Genomic DNA, 16570 nt, shown 5'->3' with positions numbered 1-16570 from the left:
TGGGGCAGGTGCTCTCGATGATGGCATTCTTCTGAACCAGAGTGTTGAGCGGTTTGAGCGGGTGCATGCCGCAAAAGCGGCCGGGGCATGGCATCTGCACAAATTGACCAAAGACAAACCCTTAACATTCTTCGTGGTGCTGTCTTCTGCAACCTGGTTGCTGGGTATGCCCGGGCAGGGCAACTATAGTGCTGCCAATGTATTTATGGATACGCTGGTCAGCCATCGTCGCGGCCGTGGCTTGCCGGCAGCCAGTCTGTGTCTTGGGCCCGTCGGGAAAACATCCCATATTGCCAGTCGCGATAGCCAGACCCAAAATCGCCAGAACGCCATGGGGATTGCGGATAGCTCACGGGAACAAACTCTGGATGCTCTGGCGACTCTTCTTTGTGGTGATAAGAGCGAGAGCGGTGAGCGGGTACTGTTACACTATGATCCTCAAAAACTGGCGGCATTTTATCACCAGCACTGCCCGCACCAACCACTGTTCTCCGCGTTCCGTACGTGTTTCCAGGCAGGGGAGAATGCCAGCCAGGTATCGACCAAATCAGATACACCCTGGCCACAAGGCAAACCCAAACCAGAAGCAGAGCCTCAATCAGGTGATAAACGGGAGAGTCTGCAACAGCTGATTTGTAATGCGGTGGCGGAAATCCTCAAGCTGCCTGCAGAAGAAATGGACCGGCAGGAACCCTTAACCGCACAGGGCTTTGATTCGATTACCGCTCTTGAGCTGCGGAGAAGCCTGCAACCCCACTTCCAGCGCCAGCTCCCGGCCACGCTGCTGTTTGACTACCCCTCTCTGGAAGCTATGACTGGCTATTTGCTACCTGACTATACGCCACCACAACGGGAGAATGTTGAGGCGGTCACAACGTCACCTATCGAGGAACAGCCGTCTACTGAGGAGCCGGTGCCAGAGACTGCGATTGCCATTATCGGTATGGGCTGCCGTTTTCCCGGAGATGTGGAGACACCGGAACAGTTATGGGCCTTATTGGACGGGGAAGCCTGCCCGGTTACGCCGGTACCGGATTCCCGCTGGGATGCGGAGGCTTTATATGTGCAGGATCCGGGTATCCCCGGAACCATAACGTGCCGAACCGGTTTCTTTATTGATGGCATCGACCTGTTTGATCCGGCCTTTTTTGGTATCCCGGTTCATGAAGCTAATGTTATGGACCCCCAGCAGCGTATAGCACTGGAATGTAGCTGGCAGGCCTGTGCGAATGCCGGTTATACCCGGGATCAGCTTAACAATAGCCTGACCGGTGTTTATATGGGGCAAATGTCGTATGAGTACCAGTCCCTGCAAAGTACGGCACCGGCCCAGCACACCGGTTTGACCGGCACCGGGACGGCGGCAGCTGCGACATCGGGACGTATCTCCTATTGCCTGGGGCTGCGCGGTCCGGCATTGACCATTGATACGGCGTGTTCTTCTTCTCTGGCTGCTGTGGATGCCGCCTGTAAAGGCTTGTTGAATCACGATTGCGATATGGCTTTGGCGGGAGGGGTCAGCCTGATGCTGACTCCGCTGCTTTATCTGGAATTCAGTCGTCTTGAGGGGATGTCCCCTGATGGAATATGCCGCAGTTTTGGGGCCGGAGCTAACGGCGTCGGTTGGGGGGAAGGTTGTGGTGTTGTACTGCTTAAACGCTATCAGGATGCCCTGAACGATGGTGATCCGATTCTCGCCATAATTCGCGGAGGGGCGGTGAATCAGGATGGTCGGAGTCAGCAACTGACCGCTCCGAATGGTCCCTCACAGCAGGCTTTGGTGCGATCAGCGCTTGAACGCTGCAGTTGTGATGTGAATGGGCTGGACTATCTGGAAACCCATGGGACCGGGACACCCCTTGGTGACAGCATTGAAGCTGGAGCACTGGCGGAAATCTTTGCTGAACGTCACGAGCCACTGTTGTTGGGCTCCGCGAAAAGCAATCTGGGGCATACCCAGGCGGCAGCCGGTATTCTGGGTTTAATGAAGGTTGTTCTGGCGATGCAGCATGAACATCTGCCTGCCAGTCTTCATGCCGAAGAGCGTAACCCTCATATCCCCTGGGAAAGTACTCGTCTTGAGGTGTTGTGTCAGGGGCGGCCCTGGCCTCGACGACCGGGGCATCGGCGACGTGCCGGGGTCAGCTCGTTTGGATTGATCGGTACCAATGTCCACCTGATTGTGGAAGAACCTCACCAGCCAGTAGCCGCCCAAGTATTCAATACGGAAGCGGTACCATTTCAGCGAATTTCCTGCTGGTTTCAACCTTATGGTTCTCAGCAGCCAGCATCACAGAAGACGACAACGTTTCTCTGGCAAACACTCTCAATGACGCGATATCCCTGGTTGGCTGATCACAAGGTCAACGACCAGATTATTGTTCCCGGTACGTTATTGCTGGCAGCCTACTTTGAGTACAGTGATCAACCCGGTTGTCTCAATGATCTGACCCTGCAGCAGCCACTGATGCTGGGTGCCGATGATGTGTGGGAGATCGCGGTACAGAAGGAACAACAGGCAATCCGGATCACCGCGCGATCCGTGAATCAAACTGGGGGCGCGGATGTTGTCCATCTTGCCAGCGGTCATGGCGGGTGTAGTGATACAGGTTCACAGGCTTCTACGTTGCCATCGCCGGTTAACCTGAGAGAGATGGTCAGCCATCTCAGCAGGGAGGCAGAAGAACAGGAGCTTGCGGACCTTTATCAGATGCTGGCCGATAGCGGCATCAAGTTTGGCTCTGCCTTTCATACTGTACGACAGCTCTGGCATACCTCCGAGGGCGGGCTTCCGGTCGCTGTTGCCAGAGTTGCTCTTGATCAATCTATGCCTATAGAAGGCAGTCAGCGTGTACTGCATCCCTTGCTGGTGGATGGCTGCCTCCATGCCGGCGCATTGTTAATTAATAAGGCAATGCAACAGAAGGATGGCTCAGCCATTCCGGAGCATGCGATTGTTCCCGCTGCGTTTGATGAACTCCGGTTGGAAGCGGCTACCACGACTGAAGTCTGGGTATGGGTCACTCTTCTTGAAACAACCACCCGATCAGCCAGCTGCAGAATAGATATCCGCGATAGCCAGGGTTTGGCTATTGGTGCGATAGGTCGTGCTTTGTTCCGGATTCAGGGCGCTGACCATGCGGGCAAACCTTGTTGGCAGCTGGACACTGTCAATAAGCCCCTTGATGAACAAGAACGCAGTCTCGATGTTCTCCCACACACGGAGGCATTATCCGGGCTGTTTGCCTCCCTGAAGGGAAATCCCGATCTCTGTTTTGGACCGGCTTATCATGATTGGCCGAAGGATGTTTCACAGAATCAACTGACGTCGATGGCCAGGTCTATCGTCAAACAGGCGCTGGTCAGCTTGTTTCCCAAGGTCGCGACATCCAATGAATGGGATGTGGCTGAGTTCCTGGCAGAGGTCGCTGTGGTGCCTCGTTACCATCGCCTTGTGGAACAGTACCGCAAGTTTGTCTTGTCTGATGAGGGATATAAATCCGCTGAACTGCCACCCGGTCCGGCTGTCACCCTGCTGGAAACCGTGGGGGAGGCGTTGCCGGATTTACTGACCGGGAAGCGTGAGATTTCCGATCTGTTTAACCATTCACGTTTCCGTGACGCCTTGACTGCTCTTTACCGGGATACGCCTGCCGCTATTGCTGGTAACAGCCTGGTTCGTCGGGTGATGGTGACGCTGGTTGATAACCTGGGGCGTGGGCGAAAGTTGCAGGTTATGGAGGTGGGGGCAGGAACCGGCGGACTTACCCAGGCTCTGTTGCCTGTGCTGCCTCCTGACGGCATCAGATATACGATGACCGACGTCAGTCCGTTTCTGGTCGATAGCGCCCGCAAGCAGTTTCAGGCCAGCGGATTTGTCGACGCAGCTGTTTACGACCTGAACCAGCCGTCCGACCAGCAGGAGAATCATTCTGATCTTAAAGGTGGTATGGATATTCTTATTGCGGCTAACGCGCTGCATACCGCTACCGATTTACACGCTACCTTGCTGGGGCTTCGGCAGCTATTGCGTCCTAATGGTGTCCTCCTTTTTTTGGAAACCATGTGCCGGATACCCTGGGTGGAGACAGTGTTTGGTCTGTTCGAGGGCTGGGACGGTTATCAGGATGAGGGGTTGCCAGATGACAGCCCGATACTGTCTGCCCAACAGTGGCAATCTGCGCTGGAACAGGCTGGCTTTGATGCTGTTCAGACCCTGCCGGTTGATAGCTGTCTACCGGCAGGGCATGGGGAATCCGGCCAGGCCGTTATTATGGCGCGCCGAGGGCTTCAGGATAAAAGCGATCTTACTGACCGTCCTCCGTATCTCTCTTCGAGCAGCCAGCGCTACTGGTTGTACGCACCATCAGATTCTTCAGAAGCATTAGAGCAGGTGTTGGGGAAAGTCGGTCAAACAGTGGAGGTTTGGAACTCAAACCATGGGCTGCCCAAGGTTGATAATGATCATCAGACGTTTATTTACTTTATCCCCGATGAACAAAGCTATGGGAGTGAGCTTTTAGGTGTGGCAATGGCGTTGCGTAACGCACTCTTTGCCATGGCAACTGAGATCAGTGTTCTTGCGGAACAACATAAGATACGGACCTGTATTGTTTCCCGGGGGGCAGGGGCGCCAATAACCGGTACAGGGGTTGATCCCATACAGGCCACTGTTACCGGTATTATTCGTACCTTGTCTCGTGAAATGCCACAAATCAGTTGGCGTCAGGTCGATCTGGACCCGGCGGATGTCCCTGCAGATCAGATGAGGGCATTGGCCCGGGAGCTTAACGCTGTCTGGCAGGATAAACAGGATACTTTGGTCGTTTGTCGTCAGGGCCACCGCTGGATTCACAGAGTCATCCCTCAGCCTGAAAATAACCGGCTGGCTTATCATCCAGACAATAATCCGCATCTCTCTGGCATTAAAGAGAGTCAGGGTAATCTGAACTCTCTGAGCTGGAGTGATGTCTCGCGATCACCACCTGGGGCCGGTGAAGTTGAAATCCATGTATCGGCCACGGGCGTCAATTTCCGTGACCTTTTGATTTGTCTGGGCCAGTACCCGGGCCTTGAGGATCCCGATAAAGAGTTAGGCACGGAATGTTGCGGAGAGATTGTTCGTATCGGCGCAGGCGTGAACCATATTGCCGTGGGCCAGCGGGTGATAGCCCTCTCCGGGGGCAGTTTTTCTCGGTATCTCACTACTCATGCTCTTCATGTCTGTGCTTTGCCAGCAGGGTTTCGTCAGGATCAGGGAGCAACATTACCAGCAGCCTTCACTACGGTGTGGCACAGTCTGGTAGAGCTGGCCGGTATAAACGAGAAAGACCATGTATTGATTCATGCTGGCGCTGGTGGCATTGGTCTCGCGGCTATCCAGGTTTGTCGCCTGCGGGGTGCTCGTTTCATCCTGACAGCCAGTTCGCACAAACAGACCTGGCTGCAAAGTTATCTCAACAGTTCTGGCGAGGGCCAGCCCGTTCACATCTACTCCTCGCGGAACACCGCCTTTGCTGATGCCATCCTCACGGAAACCGGCGGAAAGGGAGTCAGTGTTGTTTTAAACAGCCTGAGCGCGCCGGGGTTTATAGATGCGAATCTACGTGCTGTTCAGAAGGGTGGTTTCTTTCTGGAGCTGGGCAAAAGGGAGATATGGACAGCAGAGCAGGTTCATTCGGTCAGACCCGATGTGCGCTATCAGGCTGTTGATGTCGCCCGGATCAATGAACAGGAGCCGGAGCGTGTTCAGAACTGGCTGGCTGAAATCACATCCCTGATAGCATCGGGGCAGCTTGAGCCTTTGCCTGCTTCCATCTATGCACCTGAACGTATAGTTGATGCCTTGCGGGACATGCAGGCGGGTAAAACCGTCGGTAAGGTGATTCTGGATATGGATGGCTCCCATAGTCATCCTTTTATTTGCCGACCGGATGCCCGTTATCTGGTGATCGGCGGATCACGGGGGCTGGGGCTTCTGATTGCCAGATGGCTGATACGCCATGGTGCCCGCAGGCTGGTTCTGGTGGGACGACATCCTATGGATAGCGAGGTGGTGGAGTCTTTGCGTTCCGAGGCTCCGGATGCCGATCTGACAACCGTGGTTCTGAATGTCGGATCAGAACCTTTGGACACTCTGTTTGCCCCCGATAAACAACCTTATGCAGGTATCTTCCATTGCGCGGGTGTTCTGGATAATGGCCTGTTCCTGAAACAGGATAAGCAGGCGTTCGAGCGGGTACTGGCTCCCAAAGTCACGGGGGCATGGCATATTCATCAGGCCATTGTCGCACAGCCGCTAGATAAACGACCTGATTTTTGTGTTTACCTTTCCTCTGTCGTAAGCCTTTATGGCGCCAATGGTCAGGCTAATCATGCCGCTGCCAACAGTTATCTGGATCAGCTTTCCCAATGGCAGAGGCGCCAGAATATCAATGCTATAAGCATTAATGTTGGGCCGATATCGGATATTGGCTCGGCGGCCTCAATGGCTCCTGCCGTTCAGGCGCAGATGGAAGCGGAAGGTCTTGGCTTTCTTTCGCCTGAGGATTTTCTGGAGCAGCTGGAACAGATTTTGTTGCAGCGGGAGCAGTTCCCTGAAGGTCGTGCCCTGATCATTAACCGGCGACAGGAGAATATTTCAGGAGAAGACACCAATACGGCTGCCAGTGTCAGCAAAGGTCAATGGAGCCGAAGCGCGCTTGAAGAGCTGGTGCAAAGGGAAGTCAGAGGCATTCTGTCATTGCATGAGGCTATCCCGTCAGACCGAGCTCTGCAGGAGTTCGGGCTTGGTTCCTTGCTGGCGGTCGAACTTTGTAACCGGCTGGCTCGTCAGCTGCAAATCCCGCTTTCAACCACCCTGCTGTTTGATCATCCGACCATTGAGGCACTGGTCTGTTATCTCAGTAGCAAGTTAGCGATTGATGCTGACAATGAGGAAGGTAATGAGGTTCAGAATGAGCCGTTAGTGTCCGGTCCAGAAGGCGATACAGGACGACTAGACGATATTGCGGTTATCAGTATGGCCTGTCGTTTACCCGGTGGCGTCGATTCTCCGGAGCAACTGTGGCAACAGCTTATGGCTGGCGAGGAGAGTGTCAGTGAGGTTCCCGCCTCCCGCTGGTCCAATGATGACTGGTATGGCCCGGGCCAGCCGGGAAAAATCTGTAACAGGAGAGGAGGGTTTCTCGACGATATCGAACAGTTCGATCCTCAGGCCTTTGGCATCAGTGAGGAAGAAGCTCCCTTCATCGCGCCAGAGTTGCGCTTGCTGCTTGAGACTGGTCAGGAGTGTCTTGAGCGGGGCAATTATCCGCCAGACAAAACGGACAGCACCCGTACCGGAGTGTTTGTTGGTCTGCGAAGCAGCGAATATCAGCAACGATCACTCTTTGGCCACGGTGAGATCCAGCCCTGGTCCATGTCTGGCAGTCTGGCCAGCACAATGGCGGGCCGACTGTCCTACTGGTTGAACCTGAAAGGTCCCAATCTACCGGTTGATACGGCCTGCTCATCTTCCCTTGTTGCAACCCACCTTGCCTGTCAGTCATTGCGACAGAATGAGTGCGATCTGGCACTGGCGGGTGGCGTAAATATTATTCTGGAGCCTCGGGGCAGTGCCTATTTCAGTACAGTGAATGCCCTTTCTCCAAGTGGGCATTGCCATAGTTTTGGGGAGGCCGCCGACGGCTTTGTCCGTTCGGAAGGTTGTGTGCTGCTTCTGTTAAAGCGCATGAAAGATGCCCTGGGTGATGGCGACAAAATTGAGGCGGTGATAACCGGCTCGGCAGTGAATCAGGATGGGCGCAGCCAGGGTATAACGGCTCCCAATGGTCCTGCACAACAGACTGTTATACGTCAGTCGTTGTCAGCTTCGGGATTGTCTCCAGAGCAAGTGGGTTATGTAGAAGCCCACGGTACTGGCACTGAATTGGGTGATCCGATAGAAGTTGAAGCACTGGCTGAGGTTTTCTCGGAGCGAAGCGATTCACTGTTATTGGGATCTATCAAAAGCAATATTGGACATACCGAAACAGCGGCTGGCAGTGCAGGGCTGTTAAAGGCAATTTTATGTCTGCGCGAAGGCATCATACCGCCCTCACTGCATAGTCAGGTGCTGAACCCGCGCCTGCAATGGGACACCCTTCCTGTCAGTGTTGTGCAGACTGCTACGGATTTTCCCTCCTCAAATAGATTTCCCCGGGTGGCAGGCGTCAGCTCGTTTGGCATTAGCGGTACCAATGTCCATTTATTGGTGCGTGGGCTACACGACGGTGAGCAGAGCCTGGTTGCAGAACAAAACGTTGAGCCTGCTGTTTTACCAAAACACTCATCTACAACCAGGAAACGCTACTGGCTTGAAGCCAATGATGTGTCACCACAACCCGATGCTGACATTCCAGCCCGCTGTTACCAGGTGCAGTGGCAACCTGTGCGTGTACAAGTCAGTTCATCCCAAAGTCTGCCAACGGAACCAGTATTACTGCTGGAGTCTGGCGCATCTCAACTCTTAGAGGCCTTTGTAGAATGCTGGCAACAGCAGGACGGGTTAATCGTTCGCTCGACATTGGAGAATATAAACAGTCCTGAGATCACCCCCGCGTTTGTCCTTTTACCCGTGACCGTCAACACCGTAGACGAATGGCTGGATTGGGTTGAACAACTACAACGCTGGTTGAAAAACACCGAGGCCTCTATGCCTCTGTGGTTTCTGCTTGAAACGTCGGCAACGGATAATCCTGCCCATTGCCAGCGAGAGGTCGTGAGGGGAATGTGCCGGGGGCTGGCAAGGGCACTGGCATGTGAACTGCCGAAGTTCCGGGGAGGGGTGATTGAGTCTCATCGCTCCCCCTCTGCATCGGAATTGTCCTGGCTGGTGAGTTATCTGGGGCAGTACGGTGAGCAGGGGGCGGATGAGCGACTATGCCTGCGGGATGATGGTTGGTGTCATTTGCGGCTGGAAGCATCGGCAGAACAAACCAGCATCACCGGTTTTTCTGCTTCTCTGGGCACCATTTTGGTGGTTGGTGGCGCAGGGGATATTGGTCGTCTTGTTGTCCAGTGGCTGCTTGATCAGGGGGCGCAGCATATTGTGATTGTTGGGCGCAGCCAGCCGGAGCGCCATAAACCGTGGTTTTCACAGTTGAATACATCACGGGTGGAATACCGTCAGGTCGATGTCTGCAAGTGGGCAGAGGTTGAAGCGCTTGTCGCTGGCTTGAATGATCTGACCTCTGTCTTTTATCTGGCTGGGGTTTACTCCAGTGGCCTGCTGACAGAGCAAAGCAGGAATGACTGGCAGGTGGTTACCAACAGCAAGGTAACCGGAGCCCTTAATCTGCATCGTGCGACATTGGATAAACAACTGGATGCGTTTGTCCTGTTCAGTTCGGCGGTAACAGTCACAGGCAATAGTGGTCAGGCCAGCTATCTGGCTGCCAATGCTGGACTGGATCAGTTAGCCGAGTGCCGTCAACGCTGTGGCCTGCCTGCGATCAGTATTGGTTGGGGCGGTTGGGGTGAGAGTGCCATTATTCGTGAGTCATCCGCACGTTGGAGTGGATTGTCCAGAGACCTTGAGAGTGGTGAAGCTTTGGGGATTCTTTCCGCCATTCTCAAGGCTCCACAATCGGACACTGGTTATTGGCTGGCTTTGGCTCTGGATTGGCAACAGTTTCCGAAAGACTGGCTGAGTCCGGTACTTGGCGATATGACCCACGATGTGCCACCGGCATGTCCACCTTCTGAATCTACACCTGCGTTTTTACAGATACAGCAGACTAAGGCAGAGCTACGTCACAATGCACTGCTGAATCTGCTGATGGATGAACTTCTGCCATTGTTGCCGGCAGAAATCAGGGCACGATTGGACGATAAAAAACTGGCTGGTAAAGGGTTGTTCTCGCTGGGGATAGATTCCCTGATGGTGGTGGCCTTCGCCCAGAAAATACAGCAGTTGTTGGGAATAAACTTTCCTGTCACCTGGGCGGTGACTGCGCCCAATCTTACCGATCTCTCAGAACGGATTCTGGAGTCAATTGATTTTAGCCAGTTCGTCAATGTTAGTGCATCAAGAGAAGAGGCTCCTCATGGGGAAGCGCCAAACCTGAAAAATGAACCCATAGCGGTAGTGGGCTTTGGTTGCAATCTTCCGGGTGGTGTCAGCGATCTTGATAGTCTGTGGACAATGCTGCTGGATGATCAGGAACTGACAACTGATATTCCGGCAGAGCGATTTGATAGCGATGCCATTTTCAGTGATGACAAAGATCAGCCCGGCAAGAGCTATACCCGCAGAGGCTGTTTTATTGAAAATCCCGGATTGTTTGATGCTGAGCTTTTTGATCTGACACCCCGGGAAGCTGCGGCTATGGACCCCCAGCACAGGCTTCTTCTGCTGTGTGGATGGCGGGCTTTGGAGCAGGCAGGGTTGCAGCCTGAGGATTTGAAAAATAGTCAAACCGGCGTCTATCTGGGCATTGGTCCCAGTGAGTATGACCTGTGCCGCGATGATCGCCTTGACCAGATCAGCGGGCAGGATGTGACCGGAACCCATACCAGTTTTTCCGCTGGGCGTTTTTCCTATCTGCTCGGGCTGCAGGGGCCGAGTATGGCCATAGATACAGCCTGTTCTTCATCATTGGTTGCTGTGCATCTTGCGGTGCAGGCTCTGCGTGCTGGTGAGTGTGATCTGGCACTGGCGGGTGGGGTGCAGCTGATGCTTTCCCCCATTCCTTTTGTTGGTTTGTCGCGTACAAGGGCTCTGTCTGCGGATGGTCGCTGCAAGACCTTCTCGGAGCAGGCCGATGGCTATGGACGGGGTGAGGGATGCGTTGTTATCGCTTTACGTCGTTTATCAACCGCGCGCAGTAACGGTGAACAGATACTGGCTGTTATCCGAGGCAGTGCTGTCAACCATGATGGATCAAGCAGTGCTCTTACGGTTCCCAATGAGCATGCTCAGGTCAAGGTGATTCAGGCTGCGCTGGATAATGCGGGCCTGAAAGCTGATGAGGTCGCAGGTGTCGAGGCGCACGGTACCGGAACCATACTGGGCGATCCTATTGAAGTCAGCGCCTTGCATAGGGTTTACGGGAGCTCTGTACGACAAAGTTCGCTCAAACTGGGATGTATCAAGAGTCGTATTGGACATCTGGAATCGGCCGCAGGTCTGGCAGGCTTCGCTAAAGTACTGGCTTGTCTCAAGCACCGCAGCCTGCCACCCCAAGCTGTAGAGGGTGAATTGAATACCAAGGTGAACTGGCGAGATATATCCGTTGAGGTTTGTAGAGAGGTCTGCACTTTTGATGGCGAGGAGCCTCTGCGTCTGGGACTGAGCAGCTTTGGCATCAGTGGTACCAATGCCCATCTCATTATTGAAAGCCCGGAGCCGCAGCAAACAATTACCCGGCCTGCCTTGCCTCCACGCGTATTTCAGCTGGAGCACTACTGGCTTGAGACTGAGCGCCTGTATTCTCAAGTTGTCGAGAGCTTGGAAGAAGATTGCAACAGCATCGCACCGGAACTTCTGCCCGATGAATGGTTTATGGAGGAACGGAAGGTACCGGCTCCCATACACTCTTTGTTGCCCCTGCCGGAAAAGAGAAATCTGCAAGTTTCTTCTGACGATATTGACGAGCGAAGAGGCCTGGAACAGCACACTATTCGCTGGATTGCCCAAACGTTAAAAACCATGGGGATGACTGCGAGTCCACAGTCGTCTGGAGAGGGTGTTCACAAACTGGCAGATCGCTATGACATACCTGTCAGCCAGCGGCCTCTGTTCCAGAGAATGCTGGAGATTGTTCAGGAGTACGGTGACGGTGGGTTGCTCGAAGACGATGCGACAGCCGAACTTACTCCCATCCAGACACCAGCCGGCCAGCTTCTGGCCCACTGTGGAAACCATTTGGCTGGGGTTTTGCAGGGGAAAGTCAGCCCTGTTGAGGTGATGTTGGGTGATATTGGGCGCCCCTTGCTTGAAAGCCTCTACAGCTCTGGCGAGATGATCGATCAGGTCATTCGGACAATTATTCCCTCTGTGCGGGAAGCGGCAAAGGCTTCCTCGGGTGCCCCACTGAACATTGTTGAGCTGGGGGCGGGCACAGGGAGTCTCACTCATAAAATAATCCCTGAGTTAGTCGCTGTGGCAGAGGAGTACGGCGTTCGGATCAATTATCTGTTTACCGATGTTTCGGCATCATTTATTGAACAGGCGCGCCGTCGTTTTGCTGATATTGATATGGTGTCGTTTGTGCTTCTCGATCTCAATCAGTCTCTTTCGGATCAGCTGTCAGAGCAGGGGGAAGGCAACGGCGAGCTGTTTGATCTAGTGCTGGCAGTCAATGTCGTTCATATTAGTGCTTATTTGAAGCGCAGCCTCACCTCTATTCGCGAGATTGTAAAAGAGTCTGGACTGGTGTTGATCGTCGAGTCCAGTAACCCCGGAATCTGGACGGATCTGACTTTCGGTCTTCTGGAAGGCTGGTGGCAATGTGCAGAAGATCCTGCCCGCAAAGGGTATCCTCTTTTACCTGCCAGCCGCTGGTGCCAGCTTCTGGAGCAGTATGGTTTTGATAACGGCCAAAGCCTGATGGCCGACGATGCACCTCAAGCCATTATTACCGCCCGTGCCTGTGATTCTGGGGCAGATCATCATTCCATCATTGTATTAACGGGCGATACCTTTCCTCAGAGCGATGGTTATTCGCTGTCGTTTATCAATCTGGATGAAGGCTGGCAGGACAAGTTATGCACGCTTTTGGCAACAGAAGCGTCTGTAGAAATATCAGCCGACACTGTTGATGTGATTTTTGCGCTGGGAATGGTCAGAGGGAACTACCGGCAAGGTGAAGAACTGCTTAATAGCAGTCTGCATTATTTGGATATTTTGTTGCAGCTCCCTGAGCTCCTGCTGGGGCATAAGGGTGTGACGCCCCGCCTCTGGCTGGCGTCATTCCGGGATCATAGCTCAGCAGCGGGAGCTGATAGAGATATGACGGAGATTGTCCATCATCCGCTCTTTTGTCTGAGCCGGGTGGTCGGGCGGGAATATCAGGAACTGGGTGTTGGACGTATAACCTTTGAACAGACGGAAGGTCTATCTGATCTGGTCAGAGAGCTTCGGTGGCAACGCAGGAATAGGGGAAAGCTGCGTGCTGTCGATGTACTTTGGCAACAGGGGCAGAGATCTCAACTGACGCTGAATTCGGAACCAGCATCAGATCGCTTTCCAAAGAATATTCAGTGTCAGTCTGATAGCCGCTACCTGATTTGTGGAAGCGGAGGAATGGCTCGTTTGGCGGCTCGCTGGCTGATCCAGCGCGGCGCTCGGCATATTGTCATGATAAGCCGGAATGCCTCTCTTTCTGATACCGATAATCAGGAAATAGAGGCATTTCGAGGCCAGGTTGTTATTGAGATTGTGCAGGCATCTGTCGAAGATCTGGACAGATTGACTGAGTTGTTTAGAACTCCCGACCAGCCTCTCATACGCGGCATTATCCATTGTGCAGGCAGTCTCGATGATTCCGTATGTGCCAACCTTACGGTCGATAGAATCAGAAATGTTCTACGTCCCAAACTTATTGGTGGCTTAAACCTGTTGCAGCTTGTCGAGCAGAATCCTATGGATTTTGTTGTCTTCTTCTCCTCAGCGTCCACTGTTATGTCGCCTCCTGGATTGGGTTCGTATGTGGCGGCGAATGCTGCGCTGGAAGCTGTTGGAAAGGCTGGAACAGACTCAGGTCTGCCCATAACCACCATTGGCTGGCCGGCTGTTGCAAAAACAGGTGTAGCTAACCTTCAGGCCAGCAATAAGCCTATGCAACGCCTGTTGCAGGAAAATGGTTTGTTATCGCTGTCTCCTGATCAAAGCGTGGCCTGCCTGAACCATTTGGTAACGGAGGATCGCAGGGATTGCACTCAGTATGTTTTACCCCTTGAACCGCATAAATGGGCTAATACCGCCAGTCCGCAGATAGATAATGCTGAGGTTCCCATAACGGGCATGAGTCCGGGACAGCAGCGAAATGACCTGCACCAGTTGATTGTTACCAGCCTGCGGGAGGTGCTACGTGACCCTACTCGTCAATTTTCAGAGAACGTGGTTCTAAGCGAGCAAGGTTTAGACTCCCTGCTGGCTGTCGAACTACGCCAGAAGTTGGTTAAGAGAACAGGACTTTCGCTATCTACGACGGTGTTATTTGAGTATCCAACACTGGACATGCTAATTCAGCATCTGATGAATCAGCGTGAAGATGGTTCTGAGGGTGTTGAAGCTGATGAAGCGGCTATTGAAACGGTTGTTGAAACAAGCTCCGAGGCGATTGCGATTGTCGGTATCGGTTGTCGTTTGCCTGATGGGGTAGAGGGTGCGGAGTCGTTCTGGGAGGCTTTGCTATCAGGCCATGACTTTGTCGGCTCGGTTCCGGATGATCGCTGGTCTAACACTGAGGGCCGCGAGTCTGGCGGATTCCTCAAGGATATAGACCAGTTTGATCCGCTGTTTTTTGAAATTCCTCCCCGTGAGGCGCCCTGGCTTGACCCGCAGGCCAGAGTCTTTATGGAGGTCTCCTGGCAGGCTTTTGAAGATGCGGGCATGACCTATGAACAGCTTTGGGGCAGCCGCACAGCTGTATATCTGGGTATCTACAACAACGACTATCAGCAGCGCATCTACCGCCAGCCTGAGCAGGAACTTGATGCCTGGTCGGCGCTGGGTAGCGAACACAGCACTCTTGTCGGAAAGCTGGCTTACTGGCTGAATCTTAAGGGGCCGGCCATGCCGGTTAACACTGCCTGTTCTTCATCACTGGTTGCGGTATCTATGGGCTGTGAGGCGTTAATCAATGGCAGCGTTGATCTGGCATTGTGTGGTGGCGTGAATTTGATACTGAGCCCGCGTCGGCATCAGTATTTCCGAAAGCTTAAAGCTCTTTCACCAACAGGTCACTGTCGTACTTTCAGTGATGATGCTGACGGGTTTGTACCTTCAGAAGGCTGCGGAATGGTGGTACTCAAGCGCCTTTCTCAGGCGCAAGCCGATCATGATCGTATCTATGGTGTTATCAAAGGCTGGGCCACCAATCAGGATGGTCGTAGCCAGGGATTAACGGCCCCAAGCGGCAAAGCCCAGGAAGCCGTTATCCAAAAGGCTCTGGCACGGGCCGAATATAAGGCGGGAGATGTTGGGTACCTTGAAACACATGGCACGGGAACACTACTTGGCGATCCTATTGAGGTTCAGGCTATTGCCCAGGCGATGGAGAGAGCTGGTGAGTCTAGTCAGACAGAACTTATATTAGGCGCTCTAAAAAGCGTTGCTGGTCACACGGAAGCGGCTGCCGGTGTGCTCGGGCTGATTAAAACGGCACTGGCCATGCACAACCGAAGAGTCCCCGGGAATCTGCATTGTCACGAACCAAACTCCCGTATTCCCTGGCAAGAATTGAGAGTCAGAATGCCCGTTCTCGGAGAGCCTTGGCCGGAATCTTCTAATGGCATACCACTGTCTGCCAGCGTTAGCGCATTTGGCTTCAGTGGTACCAATGCCCATATCGTACTTGAGCCAGTACTCGAAAAAGAAAGCACTGAAACGGGTGGTGAGTGTCCATTGTCGCTTTATCTATTACCACTGTCTGCCAGGAGTGATCAGGCTTTACAGGCTTGGGTTAGCCATATTCAAAGCTGGTTGAATGAACACGGCCCTGATTTTGATGCATCGGCACTGTGTGCATTCTTTGCGTTAAAACGTTCCCACTTTGAACATCGGGCAGTGATATTGGGCCGCAACGCTAATGAGCTACGGTCTTCTGCCTGCTCACCGTTAATGTCTGGTGCAGAGCTGCCGGAGTCGATTCTGTGTTGCTATCAGCTCACGGGGGAATGGCCTGAGCGAAAAAGTCAGGAGTTGCTTTCGTATTACCAGGGGCTTCCCATGTTTGCACAGGTTATAAACCTGTGCGCAGAAATACAGGAAATATCTCCCCATGAGTGGCTTAAGCAAGATGACGCCCAACGGCTAGGCGCTTCGATCGAACTGGCGATAGCTCTGCAATTAAATGAATGGGGAGTCGTTCCGGATTATGTTGAAGCCACTGGCCTTGGTGAAATAACGGCGCAGGCATTGAGTGGACATGCTCATCTAGAATCAGTTCTGAACAGCCTTTGGGGTAGAGAGGCTGATATTGATCATGATACCGAGGAAACCACCACTCCTCGTTGTGAATTGAGGCTGGCTTCACAGCCGCAATTCGGTGCAGAAACAGTTCCCTATACAATGCTGGTATCCCGTCAGAAAAGTGATATCTGTGCGAATGATTGCTCGCCCGTAGCGCTGGATTTATCACACCCTTTGCAGGCTCTGGCATATTGGTACACAAATGGGGGGGAGGTTAATTGGGAACTACTGTACCAAGAGCCTCCGGAATGGTTGAATCCTGGTTTTTATCCTTTCCAGCGTGAGCGCTACTGGATTGAGGAGACGGATCATCAAGGTAGCCCGGAGGCTAAAGCTGATGGAGATGTAATGGTCTCGTTTTCGATGGCCGGATCGTTTCAGAAAGAGTGA

Annotated in this window: 1 protein-coding gene (running past one end of the window); it reads left to right on the top strand. The window is 53.3% G+C overall.

The genetic code is table 11. The features are described from left to right. Window positions 1-16570 carry the 3' portion of a type I polyketide synthase gene (locus tag EHSB41UT_RS24320; protein WP_165767146.1) on the top strand. It extends 6803 nt beyond the left edge of the window, so the window shows 16570 of its 23373 coding nt (coding positions 6804-23373); the start codon falls outside the window, past its left edge; it ends in the stop codon at window positions 16568-16570.

It is taken from the genome of Parendozoicomonas haliclonae (assembly GCF_900174585.1).
Classification (GTDB): domain Bacteria; phylum Pseudomonadota; class Gammaproteobacteria; order Pseudomonadales; family Endozoicomonadaceae; genus Sansalvadorimonas; species Sansalvadorimonas haliclonae.
Note: the sequence above shows the minus strand (reverse complement) of the source record. Positions and strands in the feature narration are given on the sequence as shown.